This window comes from Lipingzhangella rawalii (assembly GCF_031628175.1).
GTDB classification, from domain to species: Bacteria; Actinomycetota; Actinomycetes; order Streptosporangiales; family Streptosporangiaceae; genus Lipingzhangella_A; species Lipingzhangella_A rawalii.
The window spans coordinates 1-24,096 of record NZ_JAVLVT010000007.1; the positions used below are offsets into that span (position 1 = coordinate 1).

General features: G+C 69.0%; 15 protein-coding genes. 6 read left to right on the forward strand and 9 right to left on the reverse strand.

All coding sequences use genetic code 11. The annotated features are described in order from the left end of the window. Window positions 1–186: 186 nt before the first annotated feature. From RIF23_RS15305 to RIF23_RS15315, 3 genes are read left to right on the forward strand one after another with little or no spacing between them, the layout of a single operon-like run. Window positions 187–1,650, forward strand: coding sequence for an FAD-linked oxidase C-terminal domain-containing protein (locus RIF23_RS15305; protein WP_310913232.1), 1,464 nt, complete (start codon window positions 187–189; stop codon window positions 1,648–1,650). A 44-nt stretch (window positions 1,651–1,694) separates the two neighbouring features. Then, entirely contained in the window at window positions 1,695–2,957 is a 1,263-nt protein-coding gene (locus RIF23_RS15310) for an FAD-binding oxidoreductase (protein WP_310913233.1), read from the forward strand. A gap of 23 nt (window positions 2,958–2,980) precedes the next feature. Then, window positions 2,981–4,369, forward strand: a complete 1,389-nt coding sequence (locus RIF23_RS15315) for a (Fe-S)-binding protein (protein WP_407659480.1) — start codon at window positions 2,981–2,983, stop codon at window positions 4,367–4,369. An 86-nt stretch (window positions 4,370–4,455) separates the two neighbouring features. Here the strand turns inward: RIF23_RS15315 and RIF23_RS15320 are convergent, their stop codons facing one another. Further along, window positions 4,456–5,412, reverse strand: coding sequence for a hypothetical protein (locus RIF23_RS15320; protein ID WP_310913234.1), 957 nt, complete (start codon window positions 5,410–5,412; stop codon window positions 4,456–4,458). 283 nt (window positions 5,413–5,695) lie between these two features. Further along, a complete protein-coding gene (gene dapF, locus RIF23_RS15325; protein ID WP_310913235.1) occupies window positions 5,696–6,508 on the reverse strand; it encodes a diaminopimelate epimerase in 813 nt (270 codons plus the stop codon). A 114-nt stretch (window positions 6,509–6,622) separates the two neighbouring features. On the opposite strand from dapF, the gene miaA reads away from it, so the two are divergent. Next, window positions 6,623–7,645, forward strand: a complete 1,023-nt coding sequence (gene miaA / locus RIF23_RS15330) for a tRNA (adenosine(37)-N6)-dimethylallyltransferase MiaA (RefSeq protein WP_310913236.1) — start codon at window positions 6,623–6,625, stop codon at window positions 7,643–7,645. A gap of 745 nt (window positions 7,646–8,390) precedes the next feature. Here miaA and miaB read toward each other — a convergent pair. From miaB to RIF23_RS15350, 4 genes are all read right to left on the reverse strand, one after another. Further along, a complete protein-coding gene (gene miaB, locus RIF23_RS15335; protein ID WP_310913286.1) occupies window positions 8,391–9,860 on the reverse strand; it encodes a tRNA (N6-isopentenyl adenosine(37)-C2)-methylthiotransferase MiaB in 1,470 nt (489 codons plus the stop codon). Window positions 9,861–9,962: 102 nt separating this feature from the next. Further along, on the reverse strand, window positions 9,963–12,785 hold the full coding sequence (locus RIF23_RS15340) for a TRAP transporter permease (protein ID WP_310913237.1): 2,823 nt from the start codon (window positions 12,783–12,785) through the stop codon (window positions 9,963–9,965). 45 nt (window positions 12,786–12,830) lie between these two features. Further along, the gene (locus RIF23_RS15345) at window positions 12,831–13,319 is read right to left on the reverse strand and encodes a DUF1850 domain-containing protein (RefSeq protein WP_310913238.1); all 489 of its coding nucleotides are present in this window, start codon (window positions 13,317–13,319) and stop codon (window positions 12,831–12,833) included. Between the two features lie 80 nt (window positions 13,320–13,399). Continuing rightward, window positions 13,400–14,392: a TAXI family TRAP transporter solute-binding subunit gene (locus RIF23_RS15350; protein ID WP_310913239.1), complete on the reverse strand. Its 993-nt coding sequence runs from the start codon at window positions 14,390–14,392 to the stop codon at window positions 13,400–13,402. A 256-nt stretch (window positions 14,393–14,648) separates the two neighbouring features. On the opposite strand from RIF23_RS15350, the gene RIF23_RS15355 reads away from it, so the two are divergent. Next, window positions 14,649–16,865 carry a S9 family peptidase gene (locus tag RIF23_RS15355; RefSeq protein WP_310913240.1) on the forward strand — a complete coding sequence of 739 codons (2,217 nt, stop codon included), beginning with the start codon at window positions 14,649–14,651 and terminating at the stop codon, window positions 16,863–16,865. 147 nt (window positions 16,866–17,012) lie between these two features. Here RIF23_RS15355 and RIF23_RS15360 read toward each other — a convergent pair whose 3' ends face one another. The 3 genes from RIF23_RS15360 to RIF23_RS15370 all read right to left on the reverse strand — a co-directional run bounded on the left by RIF23_RS15360 (window position 17,013) and on the right by RIF23_RS15370 (window position 19,211). After that, window positions 17,013–17,540, reverse strand: coding sequence for a regulatory protein RecX (locus RIF23_RS15360; protein ID WP_310913241.1), 528 nt, complete (start codon window positions 17,538–17,540; stop codon window positions 17,013–17,015). A gap of 48 nt (window positions 17,541–17,588) precedes the next feature. After that, window positions 17,589–18,782 (reverse strand): recombinase RecA, encoded by a 1,194-nt coding sequence (gene recA / locus RIF23_RS15365; RefSeq protein ID WP_310913242.1) that lies wholly within the window; start codon window positions 18,780–18,782, stop codon window positions 17,589–17,591. A gap of 234 nt (window positions 18,783–19,016) precedes the next feature. Continuing rightward, on the reverse strand, window positions 19,017–19,211 hold the full coding sequence (locus RIF23_RS15370; protein ID WP_310913243.1) for a DUF3046 domain-containing protein: 195 nt from the start codon (window positions 19,209–19,211) through the stop codon (window positions 19,017–19,019). 152 nt (window positions 19,212–19,363) lie between these two features. Between RIF23_RS15370 and RIF23_RS15375 the strand changes: the two genes are divergently transcribed. Then, complete coding sequence (locus tag RIF23_RS15375; protein ID WP_310913244.1) at window positions 19,364–24,070, forward strand: DEAD/DEAH box helicase; 4,707 nt, start codon at window positions 19,364–19,366, stop codon at window positions 24,068–24,070. Window positions 24,071–24,096 lie beyond the last annotated feature (26 nt).

Sequence of the window (24,096 nt, forward strand, 5' to 3'; positions counted from 1 at the left end):
CCCCCCCCCCCCCCACACCCCCCCCCCCCCCCCCCCGCCCCCCCCCCGGGGGGGGGGGGGGGGGGGGGGCCCCCCCCCCCACAACCCACCAAGGCACACCCGCACAGTGGTCTTGCCCGGCCGCGACGCAATGACGTAGGAAGGTTGGACAACGTCCATCGGCCCACGCTCAGGAGGCTTGCGCCCGTGTCTCGCGACCTCAGTGCACTCGTTCCCCGGCTGCGCGAGATCTGCTCCGATCGGGGCGTGCTGACCGACGAGGCCGAACGTCGCACCTACGAGAGCGACGGACTGGACTACCACGCCGTCATTCCCGGTGTCGTGGTCCTACCCGAAACCACAGATCAGGTTGTCGCGGTGATCCGCCTGTGCGTGGAACATAACGTGCCCGTCGTTCCCCGCGGCTCCGGGACCGGCCTGTCCGCGGGAGCCCTCCCCAACGCGGACGGGGTCCTGCTCGTCACCTCCCGCATGCGCCGCATCCGGGAGATCGACGTCGACAACCAACGCGCCGTGGTGGAACCCGGTGTCCTCAACCTGGACGTGACCCGAGCCGCAGCTCCGCACGGGCTGTACTACGCCCCCGACCCTTCCAGTCAGCAGGTGTGCTCGGTCGGGGGCAACGTCGCGGAGAACTCCGGCGGGGCGCACTGCCTCAAGTACGGTTTCACCGTGCATCACGTCACCGGGCTGGAGATCGTCACTCCCACCGGTGAACTCGTCCAGCTCGGCGGAAAGTCGGTCGAGTCACCCGGGCTCGACCTCATCGGAACCTTCGTGGGTTCCGAGGGCACGCTGGGGGTGGCCACAGCCATCACCGTTCGTCTGGAACGCACCCCGGAACGGGTACGGACCCTCCTGGCCGCGTTCGACTCCCTGGATGCGGGCGGCACCGCCGTGACCTCCATCATCAGCGCGGGCGTACTCCCGTCAGCGATCGAGATGATGGATGCACTGTCGATCGAGGCAGCCGAACAGGCGGTGCAGTGCAACTATCCACCAGGTGCCGAAGCGGTGCTCATCGTCGAGTTGGATGGTCCGGCCAGCGACGTGGACGCCCAGTTCGACCAGGTCAGCACCCTGTGCCGCGAGGCGGGTGCCTTCGAGATCCACACCGCCGCCGACGCCCAGGAGCGCGCGCGGATCTGGAAAGGGCGCAAATCGGCGTTCGCTGCGATGGGTCGGATCAGCCCCGCCTACATCGTTCAGGACGGTGTCGTACCCCGAACCGCCCTGCCGGAGGTCCTCGGGCGCATCGCCGAGCTGTCCGCCACCACGGGGATCCGGGTCGCCAACGTGTTCCACGCGGGAGACGGCAACCTCCACCCCCTGGTGTTGTTCGACAATGCCGACCCCGAGGCTGCGGAACGCGCCGGCGACGTCTCCGCAGCGATCCTGGACCTGTGCATCGAGCACGGTGGCTCGATCACCGGCGAGCACGGTGTAGGCGTGGACAAGGTATGCCACATGCCCGCGATGTTCACCCCCGACGATCTGGCGACCATGGACGACGTGCGCCGGGCGGTGGATCCGCACGGCATCGCCAACCCGGAGAAGCTGCTACCCACCCCCCGTCTGTGCGGGGAACGACCCAGCGTACGCACGGGAGAGCACCCCCTGGTGGCCGAGGGTAAGGCCGAACTGTTCTAGCTGGTGCAGCCGGCACCGGACCACCGTTTGGAGAGCGGGCGCAGATGACGGATCCCCGAGACGCTCGGGTGGCGGGCAGCACGACGTTCCAACCCCACCCCCGGGTGGAAACACCAACCGACACCACCGCGGTGGCCGGTGTTCTGGGCCAGGCGGCCGCTGCCGGACAGAGCGTGCTTCCCCGGGGCCACGGCACAAAACTGGACTGGCTGGCGGAACCGGGGCCTCATCCCGGAGCAGACCTGGTGCTGGACACCTCAGCCCTGCGCGACATCGACCACGCCGCCGGCGATCTGATCGTCGAGGTCGGCGCCGGTGTTGCTGTTGCGGAGCTCCAGCAAGCCCTGGAGCGGCAGGGACAACGTCTGGCCGCGCATCCTCCCGTGGCCAACTCGACGGTGGGTGGCATGGTCGCAACGGCTCTCACCGGTCCTCCCCGCTACCGGCACGGTTCGATCAGCGACCTCATCATCGGCATGACCGTGGTTCGCGCAAACGGGCGCACCAGTCGCTCCGGGGGCCGGGTCGTCAAGAACGTCGCGGGATACGACCTGGCCAAACTGCACACCGGTGCCCATGGTGCCCTGGGAGTCATCACCTCGGTGACCTTCCGGCTGCATCCCTGCCCCGAGGCCAGGCGCTGGGTCACCGCCACAGCCACCTGCCCCCAGCAACTGGCGGTCTGGCTGCGGGCCCTACACCGCAGCCAGGCCGCGCCGACCGCGGTGGAACTCGACACTGCGGTCTCCGCGCGCGTGGACGCAACCGGCGCGGATGCGGCACCAGCACTCGGAGCCCTCCAGGTGCTGCTGGAGGGCTCCGACGCGGGAATCGGTACCCGCGCCGCCACCATCGCAGCGGAACTGGACGGGGCCAGGATCCACGCCGAGGAACCATCCGGCTGGGGGCAGCTGCCCGGCACCGGCGCCGACACTCTGTTGCGGATCGTGGTTCCTCCGGCCGCAGCCGCGACCGCCGTCGAGATGGTACAGCAGGCGGCCAGAGAGGAGATCCCCACCCAAGTGCGCGGGTCCGTCGGCAGCGGGGTGCTGTATGCGAGCCTGGCCGGAGAGGCCGATCCCGCGGCGGTGGCCCGGCTGATCCCCCGACTGCGGGAACACCTGGCTCAACCAAGTGACCCGGGTGCGGGAACCAGTGTGACGCTGCTGCGTAGCGCACCAGCGCTCCGGGGGATGGAACCAGACCCGTGGGGTGACATCCCCGGACTGGACCTCATGCGCGCGATCAAACACCAGCTCGACCCCGAGCGGCGCCTATCCCCAGGACGTGGGCCCGGGGGGCTGTAGACCAAGGAAGCGAGTGCCGACCCGTGTCCGAGACCCAGAACACGTCCCCGCCGGGCGAACCGAACCACGCGAACGGAACACCCGGTCAGCCCTCGTTCGGTGACCTGCTCAGCGACTGTGTCCACTGTGGATTCTGCCTCCCCACCTGCCCCACCTATGTCCTGTGGGGGGAGGAGATGGACTCCCCCCGCGGGCGCATCCATCTCATGGAACAGGCGCACGACCCGGCCAGCGACCGCCCCCGGCAACTCCCCGACGCCGCGGTGCGGGCCTTCGACAACTGCCTGGGCTGCCTTGCCTGCGTCAGCTCCTGTCCGTCCGGAGTGCGCTACGACCAGCTCATCGAATCCACCCGCGCGGCCGTGGAGCAGGAATACGACCGTCCGTGGACCGAGCGCCTCCTCCGTGCCGCCATATTCGCTCTCTTTCCCTATCGCCGACGGCTGGCCGCCATGCGGGGCCCGCTGCGTGCCTACCAGGCCAGCGGACTGTCGACCCTGCTGCGGGACAGTGGGCTCCTCGAACGTCTCTCGCCCACCCTCGCCACGATGGAACGGATCAGCCCACCGGTGCGCCCCACCCCCGAGCTACCGGACCTGGTCCCGGCCCGCGGTCGACGCCGCGCCGTGGTCGGAATGCTCACCGGATGTGTCCAGGGCGCTCTGTTCCCCCAGGTGAACACGGCCACGGCCCGGGTCCTGGCAATGGAGGGCTGCGACGTTGTTATCCCCCGCGAGCAGGGCTGCTGTGGGGCGCTGTCGGCTCATGCGGGACGTAGTCGGGAAGCCGCCGCCATGACCCGTGCCACCGTGCGGACCTTCGAACGGGCTGGCGTGGACCGCATTGTGGTGAACTCGGCCGGGTGCGGCAGCACGATGAAGCACTATCCGGGAGTGTTGGACACGGCCGGAGTCGCCGGAGGGGGTGCCGGATGGCGGCGCCGCGCCGAGGCACTGAGCGCCCGGGTCGTCGATCTGACGGAGCTGCTGGTTGAGCTGGGCCCCCAGGCCCGACGCCATCCCCTCCCGATGCGAATCGCCTACCACGACGCCTGCCATCTTGCGCACGGCCAAGGGGTGACCACGCAGCCCCGCGCACTGCTGCGCGCCATCCCGCAGCTGGAGCTGGCCGAGATCGCCGATCCGGAGGTGTGCTGTGGCTCGGCGGGGGTGTACAACCTCCTCAATCCCGATCCCGCACACGAACTCGGGATGCGCAAGGCCACCGACGTCGCGGCGACCGCAGCAGAGGTGCTGGTGGCCGGAAACCCCGGATGCTCACTTCAGATCTCCGCGGCGTTGGAGCAGGCCGGAACGTCGATGGCGGTGGCGCACACCGCTCAGGTACTGGACGCGTCCCTGCGGGGGTTGTCGCCGGAGGCCCTCCGCACCTCGGCCCCGAACTCGGCCTAGAGACCTACCTGGGGTGCGTGCATAACCGTACCGGGGAGTGCGGCGCGGCCCGGGGGCGCGCCGCACTCCCCGGTACGGGACACCTCCTAGAACGCCGGGCCCGCCTCCTCGGCTGCCGATTCGGCCTCCGTGGTGCGCTGCTCGTGCTGCTGTTCGATGTCGGCGGTCCGGTCCTCGATCGAGAAGGTCTGGACCGTGGGCATGTCCTCGAAGTCGCCGATCATGGCACCACGGACCCGGTTGTTGGTGCCCGCGAGCGCGACCGGGTCGTTGTCCTGGGCCACCAGGTCACCGGCAATGATGTTGTTGTCGATGTAGATGTCGGCAGTATTGCCCTGGGCCCTGACATCCTCATCCCAGTAGCTCACGGCGGTGCAGGTCGCGACCGGTCCGCTGGCTCCGATCTGTACGACTCCCGCGTTGTCCTGGTAGGTGGCCGAGCCGTAGACTTCACCGCCACAGAACACACCGCCCTCGGCGGTGTCCTCCACTCGAAGCTGGCCCTGCACGGTGCTGTCGTACACGTCGGTGTACTCGGCTCCATCCCCGACCAGATCGCCGCCCAACCGGCTGGATTCGACGTACACCGAGCCGGTGGTTGCATTGAGGCTGGCTCCCACGGTGGAGGAGATCGCGTAGAGGTAACCATCCTCGTATCCGTCCGGCAGCGCCGCGGATTCGACACTGGCCCCGATATCACTGCCTTCCAGATAGGCTCCGTAGGCACTGTGTGTGATGACGTTGCCCGCGATCTCGGTGTCTTCGGCATCCAGAAGACCATCGTCATGGACGGAAAGCTCCCCGTTGACGGTGCCGTCGGTGACGATGAGGTTCGCGCTGTCCCGGACCTCGACGTCTCCCTGGACCGTCGTCCCGGTCAGGGTGCAGGACTTGCCCTCGTCAACAACGAGATCTCCAGGGACCGTAACCTCGCCCCCTTCCCCGTCACAGTAGGTCACCAAACCGGCGTGCGCCGGTGCCGCGAGGAACACGGCACCGCCGAGTGTGAGGACTGAGGCTGCCGCGACACTGCGGAGTTTCATGCGCTCCCCTTTCTCGCGTGGAAAACCACCGGACAGGCAGGGGTGGTGCTCGCCCGGTCTCCCCCCGGGATTTGGTCGACCACCTGCTGGGTGTCGAGCGTTGCGAGCGCGACGGCCACCGATCCCGCGGTCGTCCGGACACGCCGGCCGCTGCGCCCCGGTCAGGTTAGCGGGATGCATCGTGTTTCGGAACCGTTGTGTGGCAGGCGGTTTGGCGCATGCGTGGGGAGCCTCGGGGGCGGGGCACGCCGCCCGTGGTCAGAGCTCTGCCGTCGGGACGAGGCTAGAGACGAACCTCGCCTTCGGCGACGATCACGGCGGGTCCACGCAGCCAAGCGCGTGGACCCTCCCGGTAGACCGTGCACTCTCCCCCGGGCACCCGAACCCGCCAGGCACCGGACCGGGATTCGGGGTCGGCCGCGGCCGCCACGGCGACAACGCCGGTTCCGCAGGAGCGGGTCTCGCCGGATCCCCGCTCGTACACCCGCATATCCACCATTCCGGGCTCCACCACCTGGAACACCTCCAGGTTGCCGCCGCTGGGAAACGTCTCCGGATCGAGTTCCGGACCAGCCTCCAACGGAATCTCGGCCACGGGGCCGGGCACGGAACAGGCGAGGTGCGGATTTCCAACATCGATGTGGATCCCCGAGAGCTGTGTTCCGGCCAGCCGGGCATTCCCGCTGCCATGGAGACTCACCGAGCCCATATCCACGGTGACGTCTCCCCCATGGTCAAGGGTCACCTCACGGGCACCAGCCCGGGTGCCAACGCTGAATCGCTCATCCCGGACCCACCCCGCCTCGGCGAGATACCGGGCGAACACCCGCACACCGTTCCCGCACATCTCGGCCAGGCTGCCATCCGCGTTGCGGTAGTCCATGAACCATTCGACGTCGGAACCCAGCTCCGGCAGCTCCATGCCCTGCCCACATAGGGCCGCGGTGCGGACCACGCGCAACACGCCGTCCGCACCGACCCCCGCCCTGCGGTCACACAGCGCGGCAACCCGCTGCGGGGGCAGGTCGATCCGGGCCTCGGGGTCGGGCAGGATGACGAAATCGTTCTCGGTGCCGTGCCCTTTGGCAAAACGCATGGGCACATCCTAGACGGGCTGGGCACCAGCGGCGGCCCCTCGCTCCACCCGCTGGCCACGCTGTGCCTGCGGGGCGGATCCCGGCCGATCCCACAGTCCTGGCAGACTGGAACCGTGGATAGCGTCGTCACGGTCGTGGGGCCCACCGCCTCCGGAAAGTCGGATCTGGCGGTCCAGCTGGCGCGACGGCTCGCAGCGGAGTCCGGCATCACCGCAGAAATCATCAATGCCGACTCCATGCAGCTGTACCGCGGTATGGATATTGGCACCGCCAAGCTCCCCCACAGCGAACGCGGCGGCGTTCCCCACCATCTTCTGGACGTCCTCGACGTTACGGAGCCCGCCGACGTCGCCACATACCAGAGCATGTGCCGTGCCCGGATCGCGCGCACACACGCGGCCGGACACCTGCCCATTCTCGTGGGAGGCTCCGGACTCTATATCCGTGCCGCCGTAGACCGGTTGGAGTTCCCCGGCACGGACCCGGGCTTACGGGCCCGGCTGGAGCAGGAACTGGCCGAGCTTGGCCCGGAGGTACTCCACGCACGTCTACACGACCAGGATCCAGCCGCCGCCGAGTCCATACTGGTCGGCAACGGTCGCCGTATCGTCCGTGCCCTCGAGGTGATCGAACTAACCGGGCGTCGGTTCACCGCCCACCTTCCGGACCACACCGGATTCTATCCGTGCCACCAGGTGGGGTTGGAGGTGCCGCGCCCCGATCTGGACGAGCGGATCGCACTGCGAGTGCGGCGGATGTGGGAGGCCGGCCTGGTCGATGAGGTGCGGCAGCTGGAACGGCAGGGACTCCGTGCGGGACGGACCGCCTCCCGGGCCCTGGGCTATGCCCAGGTGTTGCGGTATCTGGCTGGGGAGACCGACGAGTCCACCGCCTACGACGACACCGTCCGGGCCACGCGACGCTTCGCCCGCCGGCAACAGTCCTGGTTCCGACGCGATCCCCGCGTGCACTGGCTGGCCTACGATGCAGTCGATCTCGAAGATCGAGCCCTGGCGATCATACGTTCCGGCCCGCCGGGGAGAAGCGACACCGGAGTGGCCCCGGACGGGGCGGCCACGGCCTGGACACCGGCAACTGCCACCACCCCGGGCTCCGGCTCGGGGCGACAATCCTGACCAGGTGCCGCACACCGCAGCGCGTCCCGGGCGGTCCAGCCGGCCCGGATTCCGTGCTCGGTCCGGGGGTGTGCATCCCTGTGGTGGCAGGGAGCGTGGCAGACTCCGGACCGGATCATGGTCCCCCGAGTGCGAGCTACTGAGCTTTTCGTTGGTTGGTTGTAGGGCGGGGTGAATGGTCAGGCCGGGGCCGGGCTCTGCCTACCGTGTGTCGCCCCCATCGGCCTTTCCTCGCCCCCATCGGCTTTTGAGGGCTCTCATCGTCTGGGGGGTGGCCCCGAGGCGCCATAGCCGTCTCGGGGGCACCCAGGTCGGGTGCGGGAGCTGGAGGGTTCGGCGGGCGTGTTGAACTATCCCCGGGGAAGAGTGCTGGTAACGGCAACGGCCCGCCCGCCGGCGCCGTGTCGGCCGCCGGCGGCGTCGCGCCCTAGGGGCGCTCGGCCGCACGACGGCCAGCGGGCTGTGGTTGCGGCGCTACGGGATATCCCCGAGGCCGGGGCCACCCGTCTTCTCGCACACCACGACGGCCAACGAGAATGCAGGGACCCGCACCGCGGACGCCCCGCCAGGCCGAACAGCCCCCCGCACGGCGGCCAGCGCGATCGGGGCGCGGTTCCGGGCACGCACCGGGCGAGCAGCACCCACACAGCACCGGTGCGGCCGAAACAACCAGACCGGCCCCTCTCCCATACACGCCAGGTCAGGCCCTACCTCGTTCCCAACTTCACAAGGCAGGGAAGTACAACTAGGAGGCCGAACAGCATCCGTCCTGGGCTGCCGGCTGGCTCTCGGGCGCTCCCACGGTGGGCATCCCCAGGAGCACGCCCGGCCCGGTTGCGGCCTGACCGTTGCGCGCGGCCCAGGCCTCCCCCGCCCGGGTGCGTCGCACTTCCGTCGGTGGCTGCTCGGCAACCAGGTGGTGCGGCGCCGCGTAGGACACCGTGACGGTCGCCAGGTCCCCGGGACGCGGCGCCTCCGGCCCCTCGGGCACGGGGAAATGCACCAGGCGATTGTCTGGTGCCCGGCCGGAGGCCCGGCCGGGTGTCTCCCGGTCCTTACGGCCGGCACCCTCCGCAACCAGCACCTCCACCGCACGGCCGAGCAGTCGCTGGTTCTCCTCCAGGGAAATGCGGTTCTGGAGCTCAATCAGTCGCTCGTAGCGCTGCTGAACCACCTCTTTGGGCAGCTGCCCGTCCAGCTCGGCGGCCGGAGTTCCGGGACGCTTCGAGTACTGGAAGGTGAAGGCCTGGGCGAACCGGGACTGTTCGACGACATGCAGCGTCTCCGCGAAGTCCTCCTCGGTCTCCCCGGGAAAACCGACAATGATGTCGGTGGTCAGTGCTGCCTCCGGCATGGCCTCACGAACCTTGTGCACGATCGACAGGAATCGTTCCTGCCGGTACGAGCGGCGCATTGCCTTCAGGATCCGGCTGGATCCGGACTGGAGCGGCATGTGGAGCTGCGGCATGACGTTCGGGGTCTCCGCCATCGCCTCGATCACGTCGTCGGTGAAGTCCCGCGGGTGCGGTGACGTGAACCGCACCCGTTCCAGGCCCTCGATCTCGCCACAGGCCCGCAGCAACTTGGCGAAGGCCTGCCGGTCCCCGAACTCCACCCCATAGGCGTTGACGTTCTGCCCCAACAGGGTTACCTCGGTGACACCGTCCGCAACCAGCGCGCGAACCTCCGCCAGGACGTCGCCGGGCCGCCGGTCCCGCTCCTTTCCGCGCAGCGCCGGGACGATACAGAACGTGCAGGTGTTGTTGCAGCCCACCGAGATGGCCACCCATGCCGAGTAGGAGGAGTCGCGCCGGCTCGGCAGCGTGGAGGGGAAGGTCTCCAGTGCCTCCTTGATCTCGACCTGAGCCTCACGCTCGATGCGGGAACGTTCCAGCAGGGCCGGCAAGGAGTCGATGTTGTGGGTCCCGAACACGACATCGACCCAGGGAGCCCGGCGCACGATCTCGCCGCGATCCTTCTGGGCGAGGCAGCCGCCGACCGCGATCTGCATACCGGGGTGGGAGTCCTTCGCGGGACGCAGATGGCCCAGGTTGCCGTACAGCCGGTTGTCGGCGTTCTCCCGCACCGCACAGGTGTTGAACACGACCAGGTCCGGGGTGCTGCCCTCGGCGGCACGGACGTAGCCCGCATCCTCGAGCAACCCGGACAACCGCTCAGAGTCGTGCACGTTCATCTGACAGCCGTAGGTCCGCACCTCGAACGACCGGGCACGGTCCACTGCACCCTGCTCTACTCCCATGGCTCCAGGCTAACCGCGTGCCACACCCCTCGCCGCCGTGCTGGCCATCCGAAGGGCTCACACCCCGCTGGAACGAGTCCCGGCCAGGGGCGCGCTCCGGGCACCCCGCAGGTGAACCAGGAACACCGCCGTACCCACCGCCAGTGCGAGGAGCTTGCTCACCACCATGCCCAGGGGCACGTCAGCGCCGATCCCGGCGAGGGTGAGATGTTCGGGAAGGGCGATGTTCACGGGCACCGCCGCGGGAATCAGGTGCGCCTGGTCGCGCAACCACACCAGGACACCAGCGAGGTCGCTCATCCAGTCGTGCAGCATCATCCCAACGCCGGCGAGTGCCAGCAACACACGTTGGACCCAGTGCACGCGGCGTTCGATGTACCCCACGACCGCCACACCGACAAGGCTTGCCCCGACCACCCCGGTAATCACGGCGACGATACCCGTCGTCCAGGTCACCTCTTGCAGCAGCAGCTGTGGGTTGAGGACGAACATGAACGGAACCACGAATCCGGACACCGCGATCCGTACCGCCTGCACCCCGGTCCCCAACGGCCGACCACCGGAGATTCCGGAGGCAGCGTAGGCGGCGAGGCACACCGGTGGGGTGATGTCCGCCATCACACCGAAGTAGTACACGAACATGTGCGCCATCAGCAGCATTGCGACCGTGGGCTCGTCGAGTCCAGCTCCCAGGATGGCGAGAATCGCGGGTGCCGCAAGCGTCGCTGTGATCACATAGTTGGCCGTGGTGGGCAGCCCGATGCCCAAGACGAGACAGGCCAGCATCGACAGGATGAGCACGGGGATGAGATGCCCCTGGGCGACTGCGACGAGACCGCCGGCAAGGCCGAGACCCAGCCCGGTCAGGGTGATCACGCCGGCGATCAGCCCCGCCGCGGCGCAGGCCACGATCACCGGAAGCGCGAGTCGGGTGGCGCTGACCAGCCCGGCCAGCAACGAGTCCAGGGACAGTTGGTCGTCCTCGGCCGAGCGCCACCGTTGGAAGGGCAACAGTACGAGGACGGCAAGCACGCTCACCACCACCGACACGATCAGAATACGCGTCGACCGCGCCATGTCCTCGGGTGCGACGGCGTCCAGCACCCAGAAGAAGGCCCACAGCGCCGCGGCGGCCACCGCGAAGGGGACGGCCAGCCGGACAACGGCGTGCAGCTGGTTGCGCACTCGTTGCTGGACCGGCTCCTCGTCCGCCGTGGCATTACGGCGCCGGAGGACAATGCGTCCGGCAACCGCAACCGTTACCCCCAGAACGATGCCGGTGAGGATGACCCTGGCCGCGTCGGTCATCTCCGGAGCCAGCGCAGCAATCCCGCGGAACATTGCCCAGCCCACGGCACCGAGGATCAACATCGCGACCAGCAGAATCCCGCTACCCACGAGTCGGTTGCTGGTGGGCGTGTCCGACAGTGCCGTCTTCCGTGCCCGCGGTGGAACGAACGCCACCGCCAGCTCGCTCAGCTGCACCAGCACGTTCACTCCCACCGCCACGGCAATGGCCCCCATCGCCGCATATCCGGGGGAGAACCCCATCGACAGCAGCATGAAGATCGCCACGATCGGGATGAGCAGGTAGCCGCGCGTGGACATCAGCCGGCGCACGCTGGGCAGCAGGCTCTTGGGCAGGCCCCGGATCCCGAATCTCTTCGAGTCGAAGTGGATCACCACGAACTGCCCGACGAAGAACAGGATGGCCGGCACGATGGCCGCCTGGATAATCTCAACGTAGGGCACGCCCGTGAACTCGATCATGATGAAGGCCGCCGCCCCCATGATGGGTGGGGCCAGCTGGCCTCCGGTGGAGGAGGCCGCCTCCACCGCCCCGGCGTACTCCGGGCGGTAACCGGACTTCTTCATCATCGGGATGGTGAAGGCCCCGTTGGAGACCGTGTTGGCCACGGAACTCCCCGTGATGGTGCCGGAGAATGCGCTGCTGACCACGCCCACCTTGGCGGTACCCCCGGTTGCCCAACCAGTTCCGCCCAGGGCCAGGTCGGTGAAGAACCGTTCCATCCCGGTGCGTTGCAGCATCGCAGCGAAGATGAGGAACAGGAAGATCACGGTCGCCGAGATCCAGATCGGTGACCCGAACACGGCCTCGGTTCCCAGGAACGACGTCGCGACGATCCGGTCGATCCCGTAGCCGCTGTGATGTAGGAACCCGGGGAAGTTCGGCCCGAGGTAGGCATAGACCAGCATGGCGCTGGCCAGAATCACCAGGGCGCTGCCCAGGGCCCGTTGTGCGGCGAGCAGCACCAGTAGGATGCCCAGGGTCCCCACCACAATGTGCTCGTCGTCGAAGCGCACCCCGAGCCGGGTGATCTCCTCGTAGTTAATGAAAATGTACAGGCCGGAGAACGCGCCGAGCGCCGAGAGCACCACATCGCCCAGGGGGATTCCGAACAGCCGCACGGGCAGATACCGGGACAGCTGCACCACCAGCAGCACACCGAGGGCGGGAAGCACGATGGAGAGGGCGGCCGCCCCGGCGATCCACAGCCACAGCAGGACGAGGGCGCCGGCGACGCTCAGTGCGATCCCGATGGTGTGCTGCCGCCGCCCCTGTCGGGTCCCGGCGGGATAGAGCAGGAACGCGAGGAACAGGCCAAGCGCGAGGTGGAATCCGCCCTGCTGAAGCTGCGGCAGTGTGCCCTCGAACACGGCGTTGGTGTAGACGTGGAACACCGCGAGGATCAGCGCGGCGAGGAAGATCACCCAGCGCCAGGGGCCCTGCTGGGTGTCCCGCGCTCCCTCGGTTGGAGTCTCGGCGAAACTGTGCTGCTCCAGTTGGGCGACATCCTGCTCGATCTCATGCAGCGTGCGGGTGTCCGTCCCGCCGTCGGAGCGTGGCTGGGCTGCCATCACCCTTCCTTCCGCGTCGGGCCGCCCTGCGCGGGAACGGCCGGACTATGGTCCAGGCATGCCCTGCACCCGAAGTTCTACATGCGTGCCTCGTGGAGCGAGGTCGAGAAACCGGACACGCACCCCGTCCGCGGTGGTGACCGTGTGGTCGACCATCGGTCCACCGACACGCAGCGGGACCGTCCCCAGAATCCGTCCGTGGTGCACCACTCGGAACTGGTCACCGTCGTTGACGAACGTGGTGGTTACGTCCCCGATCTGTTCGGGACGGCTGGGGAGGTTGGCGCCGGTCGCGTCGAACCGCATCTCCTCCAGGGCCAGGCCGTCGCCGTCGCTGACCGAGAAGACCTCCACCACAGGACGTCCATGCACCGAATGCGTGTGTTCCAAGCGGATCCGCTCGCCCACCTCGACGGGTTCGGACCACAGGGTCACCGAGGTGTCGTGGTCAACCACGGCGATATGCATGCGCCAGGCGGGGGCATCCCCGGTCAGAACCAGCGCGCCCGCGAGCAGGAGCGCCGTCGCGAGCACAGACCCCAGACGGTACCCGCCGCGGCGCGCCCGGCCTCTCCGGGCCCGCCGCGGGGAGTCGTCAGCGCGCGGGACCGTGGTCAGTCGAGCGCGCCCTCTTCCTCGTAGTACTGCTCCGCCCCCGGGTGCAGCTCGATGTCGCCCAGGCCCTCGACCGCAGTGTCCAGCTGGATCTCGCCGGCCACATCGTGCTCCAGGTCATCAGCCTGGCCGTACATCGTGCTGACCAGGTCATAGACGAGGTCGTCGGAGAGGTTGCTCGGCCCGTACAGCGTGGCCCAGTTCGTCACCGTGTGATGCGGGTCGTCCTGGCCCTCGTAGGTGCCGGCCGGAATCTCGTGTGGAACCAGGGAGTCGTCGGCAGCCAGAACCTCATCCAGCGCGTCGCCCTCGATGTCCAGCATGTGGATGTCGTTCGTGGTCGCGATCTCGGTGAGGCTCGCATCCGGCACCCCGAGCACGCCGAACGCCGCGTCGACCTGGCCGTCCCCGAGGTTGGTCGCCGCGTCCCCGAAGGCACTGTCGAAGGTCTCGGACGGTTCGACATCGTAGGCGTCCAGGATCTGCTGGGCGAGCACCTCGGTCGCGCTTCCGGGCGGCCCCAGCTCCACCCGGGCCCCGTCCAGGTCTTCGATGGACTCGACGCCGGAATCCTCGACCGTGGTGACCTGCATGACCTCGGGGTAGACGTTGCCGATCGCCCGCACGGCATCCGGGTCGTCCAGGGGCTCGTCACCGAAGTCGCCCGCACCGGCCACGGCATTCTGGGCGGTGCCGTTGACCGCCATCACCAGCTCGTTCTCACCCGAGTCGAGCAGGTACATGTTGTCGACCGACGCCCCCGTGGCCTGGGTGGAGACGCTGACATCCTCCAGCGACTCGGTCCACAGGTTCGCGATCTCCCCACCCAGCGGGTAGTAGGTGCCGCCGGTCGACCCCGTCGCCAGGGTCAGATCTCCACCGGCAATGTCCTCCCCATTCCCGTTGGTGTCGTCCGGTGTTTCGCACGCCGTGAGCGCGACGACGCCTGCGGCTGCCACCGCGAACGCACGCGTCAGTCCAGTGCTTGTCACTCTTACCCTCCTCCGTACGGCGCGGCCCCACGCCTGTAGGCAATGACAACGGGAAACGCCACAGCAGTAACCATGTCCACGGTTGCTGCCAGCACCGTAGTGCACCAGCCAGCAAGCCACCGTCCCACTGTCATTACAACTGGGAAACGATGGCTGTGCTCCGAATATCCCCGCCTGCACCCTTGATTCCGCACGTACCGGTTGTGACCACTAGGGTCGGCACTGGCACATCCCCGTCAAGCAAGGGCAGTGACTGATGACCGACCCCGCGACAGCCTGCCTCGGCGCGTGGCCGTCACCGATCACCGCTCGGGACGCCGCTCGTGGTGACACCCTGCCGGCCTTTCCCACCGTGGTGGGTACCCAGATCTGGTGGCAGGAATCGTTGCCGGAAGCGGCCGGCCGGGTAACCGTACTCCGCAGTGTCGACGGTGGCTCACCCACGGACCTGCTGGCCGAGCCATGGTCCGCACGTACCCGGGTGCACGAGTACGGCGGACGCTCCTACCTGCCCGTCCCGACGGAGTCCGGTTACGGAATCGTTTTCAGCGAATTCAGCGACCAACGGCTGTATCTTCTGGACGACGGGGCCACGCTGCCGACACCGCTGACCCCCGAGCCCGCGACGCCGGCCGGCGACCGCTACGCTGACCTCGCCCTGACGGCCGACCAGCGTCACGTGGTGTGCGTGCTGGAACACCACGCCAGCCCTGTGGACCGTTGTGATGCCATGTCTGTGCCGGATGCCAACACCGACTCCACACCGGAGGCAGCTGCGCAGACCGAGCCGGCCGAGCCGGCCGCGGAAGCGGACGCACCCGACACGGCGACAGGTGCGACGGAATCTTCGGAATCGGGGACGTCGGCCACCGTCGCGCCCCAGGGCAACACCGTGCGGAGATCCCTGGTCCGAGTTCCCCTGGATGGATCCGCCGCCGAGGACCCCACCGCGATCGTGGAGCTGCTGGCCGACGCCGAGTTCTACGCCAGCCCGGTTCCCTCGCCGGACGGTGTGCACCTCGCCTGGATCGCGTGGAATCACCCACGCATGCCCTGGGACAGCACCGAACTACGCATCGCCAGGTTCACCGAGGACGGCACCCTGGACAACGTCCGCACGTTGAAGGGCGGACCAACCGAGTCGGTGCTGGCTCCACGGTGGCGGGACGAGGCCACCCTCTTCTGTGTCTCCGACTGGTCGGGATGGTGGAACCTCTACGAGATCGGTCTACACGGGCCCGCCATCGCGCTGTGTCCGATGCAGGAGGAGTTCAGCCCCACCCCGCTCCTTTTGGGCACGGAACCCTACTGCGCCGTTGACGACCGACGCATCATCGCGCTGCACGGGGATTGTGACCTGAGAGCATCCCGCCTCGACACCGCGTCGGGGGAAATCACCGAACTCGACTCCGCCTGGACCTGGCAGGCCGTCACCTGCGACACGACCGAAAACACAGGCACGGTCGTCGGGATCGCGGCGTCTCCCACGACTCCGGCCGTGCCGGTGTCGCTGGACATCGACACCGGCGAGGTCACCCCGCTGCGAAAGCCCTCCCTCGGGACGGGCGTCACCACGGCCCACCTACCCACCCCGCGGCGAGAGACCGTCACGGGCCGCTACGGCGAGCAGGTCCACGCCACCGTCTATCCGCCACGCCACCCCGAGCACACCGCATCCGGCCCAGCCCCCTTCGTGGTGTGGATCCACGGTGGCCCCACCGCATGTTCCAGCAGGGCGCTGCGCCTGGAGCTCGCCTACTTCACCAGCCGCGGGTTCGGGGTGGTGGACGTCAACTACGGCGGCTCCACCGGTTTTGGACGCTCCTACCGGGAGCGGTTGCACAACGCCTGGGGTGTGGTGGACGTCGACGACGCCGTGGCCGTGGCCCGTTCTCTCGTGGCCGACGGCACCGCCGACCCGCGACGCCTCGCGATCCGCGGTGGCAGTGCCGGGGGACTGACCACGCTCCTGGCCCTCACCCGGGATACCTTCGCCTGCGGGGTATCTCGGTACGGTGTGACCGACCTGCTCCGACTGGCCGAGCACACCCACGACTTCGAATCCCGATATCTGGACGCCCTCGTCGGTCCACTGCCGGGCTACCAGGCCACCTACGCGGAACGCTCGCCCGTGAACCGGGTCGACGACGTGAACGCACCCGTACTCCTGCTCCAGGGCACCGAGGACCCGGTCGTACCGTTGGACCAGGCAACCGCGATGGCTGAGCGGCTCGCCGAGCGCGCGGTGCCCCACGCCCTGTACACCTTCGAGGGCGAGGGGCACGGGTTCCGGGACGCCGAGAATCGCGCCCGTGCTCTGGAGGCGGAGCTGGCGTTCTACGCAGCCGTGTTCGACGTTAATCCACCCGATGTGGCGCCACTGGAGCTGCGCGGCTCGCCCGCGTCACCGGCGAACGGGGCCGGGGAGGACCACGAGGGTCGGGAGGGGGCCTCGCCCCTGGAGCGAACATGAGTACCGCGGCGGTCCTCAGTGGGATTGCGACGATGACGATACTGCCCCGGGGTGGCCCCCGCTCCTGGGGACGGGGACAGGCCGGCGGGGCCCGGTAGGCGCTGGCGAGCCCGGGCCGGAGTATCACGCCCATGCTCCACCAACGATCTAGTCCAGATCCGGCTCCGGGAGGTCAACGTCCGTGCCCTCGGCCTCCAGCTCCTCACGCACGATTCGATAGGCCAGGCCCGCGGAGTAGCCGCGACGCGCCAGCACTCCGGTCAATCTGCGCATACGTGCAGCGACGTCCCGACCCCGAGTTCCCGCTAGACGGCGGCGAACCAGTTCCCGGGCCGTCTCCTCCTCGTCCTCGGGTTCCAGCTCCGCAACAGCGGATTCCACCGTGTCCTCGGCAACCCCACGTCGGCGAAGCTCCTCGGCCAGGGCTCGCCGGGCCAGACCACGCCCGCTGTGCCGGGTGGACACCCAGGCCGCGGCGAAGGCCTCATCGTCGACCAGCCCCACCTCGGCGAGCCGATCCAGAACAGGCTCGGCCACCTCGTCCGGGATGTCGCGACGGTGGAGGGCCGCGGCAAGCTGTGCCCGGGTTCGCGCGCGCGTGGTGAGCAGCCGCAGGCACACCTCCCGCGCTCTGGCCCGTGGGTCCTCCCCCGCGGCGGGCTGTTCCTCACTCATGACGCTGCGGTCGTCCTGCGGCACTGGGGACGGTGTGCGCTCCCACGGCTACTCCGAGCTGGTCGAGGTACCGGAGGTGGCCCCATTGGATGTGGCAGCGGCGGCAGCAGCCGAGGAGGATGTGGCCGTGGACTTGCCACGCCCACGCTTGGTTCCACTCCCGGTCGTGGTGGCGGATCCCGCGGTTGTCGTGTCCGCGGGGGCGGCAGATTCTGTGCTGCCCGCGGTCTCGGCCTGGGCCGACGGTTTGGCGATCCCCAGACTCTCCTTGATCTTCTGCTCGATCTCGTCGGCGGTGTCGGTGTGCTCCCGCAGGAAGTTACGGGCGTTCTCCTTGCCCTGACCCAGCTGGGACCCGTTGTAGGTGTACCAGGCGCCGGACTTCCGCACGACACCGTGCTCCACCCCGAGGTCGATCAATCCACCCTCCCGGGAGATCCCCACCCCGTAGAGAATATCGAACTCCGCCTGCTTGAACGGGCTGGCCACCTTGTTCTTGACCACCTTGACCCGGGTGCGGTTACCCACGGCATCCGTACCATCCTTGAGGGTTTCGATCCGCCGCACATCCAGCCGCACCGAGGAGTAGAACTTCAGCGCCCGTCCGCCGGTGGTGGTTTCCGGAGACCCGAACATGACCCCGACCTTCTCCCGCAGCTGGTTGATGAAGATCGCTGTGGTTTCGGTCTGACGGAGGGCACCCGCGATCTTGCGAAGGGCCTGGGACATCAGCCGAGCCTGGAGGCCAACGTGACTGTCTCCCATTTCGCCTTCGATCTCGGCACGCGGAACCAGGGCGGCCACCGAGTCGATGACCACGATTGACACCGCCCCGGAACGGATCAGCATGTCGGTGATCTCCAGGGCCTGCTCCCCCGTGTCCGGCTGGGAGAGAAGCAGGTCGTCAGTGTTGACGCCGATCTTCTTGGCGTACTCCGGGTCCAGGGCGTGCTCGGCGTCGACGAACGCCGCGATTCCGCCGCTCTTCTGTGCACTGGCGACCGCGTGCAGGGCGACGGTTGTCTTTCCCGAGGACTCCGGCCCGAAGCACTCCACGATGCGGCCGCGCGGAATCCCGCCGATCCCCAGGGCCGAGTCCAGCGCGATCGAACCGGTGGGGATCGACTCCACTGCGGGGCGCGTGTCATCGCCGAGACGCATGATCGAGCCTTTGCCGAACTGTCGCTCGATCTGGGCGAGGGCGGTTTCTAGAGCCTTGTCACGGTCAGTTGCAGCAGCCACGGAAAACCCCTGTTGGGTCGGTGTCTTGTTCGTCTCGTGCGTGACGCTACGCGGCCGGGATGACAGACAGCGACACCGACATCATCGGTGTGGAGAACCGGACCGCGGTCGTCGTGGCCAGGACCGTCGGGCCACCTACCCCGCACAATACGCCCCAACCAGCAGGACCAGTATAGCCGAACGGGTGTTCGACATCGACCCGCGCCAGCCGCGTGTTCCCGCAACGACATGCGGTCACCGCACACTCGCCGGAAGGTCGAACTCGGTACACACCGCCTGCCAAACCTCCTTGGCCGACACCCCGTCCGCCAACGCCTGCTCGACCGTCCGGGAGCCAAGCTGTCCGAGCACATGGTCCCGGGCGAGGCTGTGCGCATAAGTTTCGCCGAACTCTGCATGCATTCGTTGCCAGAACAGGGAGAGTCGCATGCCCCCAGTATCGACGCTCGGTAGCCGCCACCGGTACGGAAAGCGGCTGGCGCCGCCCCGGCGAATCCTCCACACCGGCCACGCGGCCCGTGTCCGTTTCCACGGCGCTGCTTCACCGCCGGTTGTCCCCGGCAGCAGCGAGACTGGGTGACATGACCGCCGACGCCAACCCGAACGACGATCCACTGGGACGATTCTCCGCAGCGACCCGGGAATGGTTTACCCGCACGTTCCCACAGGGTCCCACCGTGGCCCAGGCTCAGGCCTGGAATGCCACCAGCTCCGGTAACGACGTCCTGGTGGTCGCGCCCACCGGCTCGGGCAAGACCCTCGCCGCGTTCCTGTGGCAGCTGGACCGGCTGACCACAACCCCCACGCCCACGGAGCCCACGAGCCGGTGCCGCGTCGTCTACGTATCTCCGTTGAAGGCCCTGGCCAGCGATATCGAACGCAACCTCCAGCACCCCTTGGCCGAGTTGGGCGCGACGCGTCGCCGCCGTGGCGAGGAGCACACCGAGGTGACCGTGGGTATGCGTACCGGGGACACGCCCGCGGCGCAGCGGCGACGCCTGGGAAGCCGCCCTCCGGATGTGCTGGTCACAACGCCCGAGTCCCTCTTTCTGGTCCTCACATCCCAGTCGCGTCGCGGGCTCGGCGGCGTGGAGATGGTGATCGTCGACGAGATTCACGCCCTGGCCGGAACGAAGCGGGGAGCACACCTGGCGCTGACCCTGGAGCGTCTGGATGCCCTGGTGGAACGCCCAGCCCAACGCATCGGCCTGTCGGCCACGGTTCGACCGGTGGACGAGGTCGCCCGTTTCCTCACGGGCCAGCCCGAACAGCGCTCCCGGAGGGCGACCGTGGTGGCCCCGTCCAGTGCACCGAACGTGGACCTGCGCATCGAGGTCCCGGTTCCAGACCTGCGCCACCTGGAACGGGCCGTGGACCCGTCCCGTGCGGACGACGACACCGCGAGCAAGGCCCGCGCCTCGGTGTGGCCGCACGTGGAGCGCCGGATCCTGGACCTGGTCCGCATCCACCGGTCCACGATCGTGTTCACCAATGCCCGGACCGTGGCCGAACGGCTGTCCGGGCGCCTCAACGAGCTCGCCGCGCAGCACGACCCATCCCCGGCCCCCGGAGCTGCCGACGGGCCACCCGCACAGGTCATAGGCAGTTCCGGAACATCACACGGGACAGAGCCTGTGGTAGCTCGGGCCCACCACGGCTCGGTGTCCAAGTCGGAGCGGGCCACGATCGAGGCGGAACTCAAGGCGGGGCGCCTACCCGCGGTGGTGGCCACCTCCAGCCTAGAGCTGGGAATCGACATGGGGGCGGTGGACCAGGTGATCCAGGTATCCACCCCGCCGTCGGTGGCCGCCGGGCTCCAGCGCGTGGGCCGGGCCGGTCACCAGGTGGGAGCGGCTTCGCGCGGAGTCCTGTTTCCCCGTTTTCGTGGGGAGCTCCTGTCCATGATGGCGGTGGCGGAACGGATGCGGAGCGGAGAGATCGAGGCGCTGAGTATGCCACGTAATCCGCTGGATGTGCTCGCCCAGCAGATCGTGGCGATGGTCGCGATGGACGAATGGTCCGTTCCCGCGTTGACGGAGCTCGTGCGGCGTGCCGCCCCGTTCGGTGAACTGTCCGACGCTGCCGTGCACGGAGTACTGGACCTGCTGTCCGGGGCTTATCCACCGTCCGAGTTCGCCACGCTGCGTCCCCGGTTGGTATGGGATCGGGAGACTGACCTGCTGCGTGGCCGGCCGGGGGCACAGCGCCTTGCGACCACGAGCGGCGGAACCATCCCGGACCGGGGCGCGTATGCGGTTCATCTCGCCGGAACCGCGGGATCGGGTCCCACACGGGTCGGGGAACTCGACGAGGAGATGGTGTACGAATCGCGGGTTGGCGACGTGTTCACCCTGGGTGCGAGCTCTTGGCGCATCGAGGAGATCACCGCGGATCGTGTGCTGGTGTCGCCGGCACCGGGTCGCGCGGGCCGGCTACCGTTCTGGCGTGCGGACACCATGGGTCGTCCGGTCGAGTTGGGCCGAGCCCTGGGACGGCTGCACCGCGAGCTGGTGGAGCTGGGCGCCGCGCAGCGTCCCCCCGGGGAGGCGACGGAGGCCACCGCACGGCTGCGTTCGGCCGGATTGGACCCGTGGGCCAGCCAAAACCTGCTGGAGTATCTGGCGGAGCAGCATGACGCCACGGGAGCGATTCCCGATGACCGCACCCTGGTGGTGGAACGGTTCCGCGATGAGCTGGGCGACTGGCGGGTCGTGGTCCACTCCCCGCTGGGAGCCCGGGTACACGCCCCGTGGGGACTGGCCATCACGGCGCGGATCCGCGCAGACCTGGGTGTGGACGCCAAGGTCGTGTACGGAGACGACGGGATCATCCTGCGCCTTCCCGACACCGACGGCCTGGACGAGGCCGCGTTGGACCGGCTGCTCACCTTCGCTCCGGACGAGGTTGAGGATGTGGTCACCACCGAACTGTCCGGATCCGCTCTGCTGGCCGGACGGTTCCGGGAGGCTGCGGGCCGGGCCCTGCTGTTGCCGCCGCGACGTCCGGGGCAGCGAATGCCGCTGTGGCAGCAGCGCCAGCGCTCCAGCCAGCTCCTTGCGGTGGCCCGACGGCACGGTTCGTTTCCCATCCTGGCGGAGGCGATGCGCGAGTGCCTGCGGGATGTGTTCGACGTCCCGGGACTGCGCCAGGTCATGTCCGACCTCGCCAGCCGCCGGATGCGCATCGTCACGGCAGAGACCCCACGCGCGTCCCCCTTCGCACAGTCGTTACTGATGGAGTACACGGCCAGCTTCCTCTACGAGGGCGACGCCCCGGTCGCGGAACAGCGGGCACAGGCGTTGACCCTGGACTCCCAGCTCCTCGCCGACCTCCTGGGGCAGGCCGGGCTGCGGGAACTCCTGGAGCCCGACGTTCTCAGCGAGATCGAGGAGCAGCTGCAACGACGACCTGCGGCCCTGCATCCCCGCGGCCCCGAACACACGGCGGACCTCCTCCGTGAAATCGGCCCGCTGACCTGCGCAGAAGCACGGGAACGCGGGGTGGCTCTGGAGTGGTTAACCGAACTCGCCGAGCAAGGCCGTGTGATTCGGGTGTGCTTCGCCGGTGCCGAGTGGTGGGCCGCGGTCGAAGATGCGGCGCGGCTGCGGGACGGGGTCGGGGCCGACCTTCCAGCCTGGCTAAACGCCGGCGAGCACGCCGGGAGTTACGCCGTGTTCACCACGGCGGTGGCCGACCCGCTGCGGGAACTGGTTGCCCGGTTCGCCCGGTCGCGGGGTCCGTTCCACACCGAGGAGGTGTGTGCGCGATTCGGGGTGGAGGCAGAGGCGGCCCGGGAGGTTCTGCGTGGTCTGGAGACCGACCAGCTGGTGGTGTCCGGGGAGTTCCGGCCCCACGGCCAGGGCACGGAGTGGTGTGACATCGCCGTGCTGCGGCGGCTGCGGCGAGCCTCGGCGGCACGGCTGCGCCGGGAGGCGGAGCCGGTGGACGAACGGGCGCTGGCGCGGTTCGTCCCGTCCTGGCAGGGGGTTGCGCCGGCCGGGAGCCGCCCGCGGGGGCCGCAGGCCGTTCTGGATGCGGTGGACCTGCTGCGCGGAGCACCGATTCCCGCATCGGCACTGGAGTCCCTGGTCCTTCCGGCGCGGGTCGGGGACTACGCTCCGAGCCAGCTGGACGAACTGACCGTGTCCGGTGCGGTGGCGTGGGTGGGCTGTGGCGGGCTGTCCGGTGGGGATGGCTGGTTGTGCCTGGTGCCCACGGACGAGATCGAGCTGGTCGCGCCGGAACCCCAGCCCCTGGAAGCCGCTCCACTGCGGGATGCGGTCCTGTCCACGCTGCGCACCCGAGGAGGGATGTTCGTTCGGGACCTGGTTCCCGCGGTACGGGATCTCCTGGACTGGCCGGCGGTGCCCCAGGGCGACGTGCTGGCTGCGGTGTGGGAGCTGGCCTGGGCCGGTTACGTCAGCAACGACAGCCTGTCCCCCATCCGGGCCCTGCTCGGTGCAGGGGGGTTGGCGCCCGCAGCGCGGCCACGGCGCCGGGCACGTGGCCGGATCCCGCGGCACGGCCCGGTGACTCCCAGTGTCCCGCCCACGGGGGCCGGGCGCTGGTGGTCGCTTCCGCACCGGGAGGACCATGGTGCGGACGCGACCCGCCGCGCCCATGCCCGCACCGCGGCACTGCTGGATCGCCACGGCCTGGTCAGTCGGGGTGTGTTCGCCGCCGAGCTCGGGCGGCGCTCGGCCAGCGGCGGATTTGCGCGCTACTACCCCGTACTGCGGCAGTTCGAGGAGGCGGGACACGCCAGGCGGGGATACTTCGTTGCGGGTCTGGGTGCGGCCCAGTTCGCACTGGCGGGCGCGGTGGACCGACTTCGCGCAGTGGCCAACACTCCCCGGGGGTCGGCGGCGGAGGAGGGGACTGTTCCGCCTTCTGGGGCCGGCCAGGAGAACACCGGCCGTTCCGGGACGACGGCGCTGGTACTCGCGGCGGCCGACCCCGCCAATGTGTACGGAGCGGCCCTGGCATGGCCACGATCGCCGTCCTCGGCACGTCCCGGACGTCGAGCCGGGGCGGTGGTGGTCCTGGAGGACGGCGATCTCGTGTTGTTCGTGGAGCGTGGCGGAACCAGCATCCTCACGTTCGGTGCGCCCCGACAGCAGCTGCGGCGTGGGGTGGAATCCCTGGTCGAGTCCGTGCGCACCGGGTCACTGGATTCTGTGGCCGTGGAACGGGTCGACGGCCGGGTGGTGTTCGACACCGAACTGTCCCCGATGCTGCGCGAGGCCGGATTCCATCCCACCCCCAGGGCACTCCGGTTCCGGCGGTGAGCTGCCCCTGGGTCGGACCCGCGCCC

What these genes read in the sequence shown, in the direction of transcription:
- RIF23_RS15310 (WP_310913233.1), top strand. Translation starts at nt 1,695, where the DNA reads ATGACGGATCCCCGAGACGCTCGGGTGGCGGGCAGCACGACGTTCCAA.
- RIF23_RS15320 (WP_310913234.1), bottom strand. Translation starts at nt 5,412, where the DNA reads ATGAAACTCCGCAGTGTCGCGGCAGCCTCAGTCCTCACACTCGGCGGT.
- dapF (WP_310913235.1), bottom strand. Translation starts at nt 6,508, where the DNA reads ATGCGTTTTGCCAAAGGGCACGGCACCGAGAACGATTTCGTCATCCTG.
- RIF23_RS15340 (WP_310913237.1), bottom strand. Translation starts at nt 12,785, where the DNA reads ATGGCAGCCCAGCCACGCTCCGACGGCGGGACGGACACCCGCACGCTG.
- RIF23_RS15355 (WP_310913240.1), top strand. Translation starts at nt 14,649, where the DNA reads ATGACCGACCCCGCGACAGCCTGCCTCGGCGCGTGGCCGTCACCGATC.
- RIF23_RS15360 (WP_310913241.1), bottom strand. Translation starts at nt 17,540, where the DNA reads ATGAGTGAGGAACAGCCCGCCGCGGGGGAGGACCCACGGGCCAGAGCG.
- RIF23_RS15370 (WP_310913243.1), bottom strand. Translation starts at nt 19,211, where the DNA reads ATGCGACTCTCCCTGTTCTGGCAACGAATGCATGCAGAGTTCGGCGAA.
- RIF23_RS15375 (WP_310913244.1), top strand. Translation starts at nt 19,364, where the DNA reads ATGACCGCCGACGCCAACCCGAACGACGATCCACTGGGACGATTCTCC.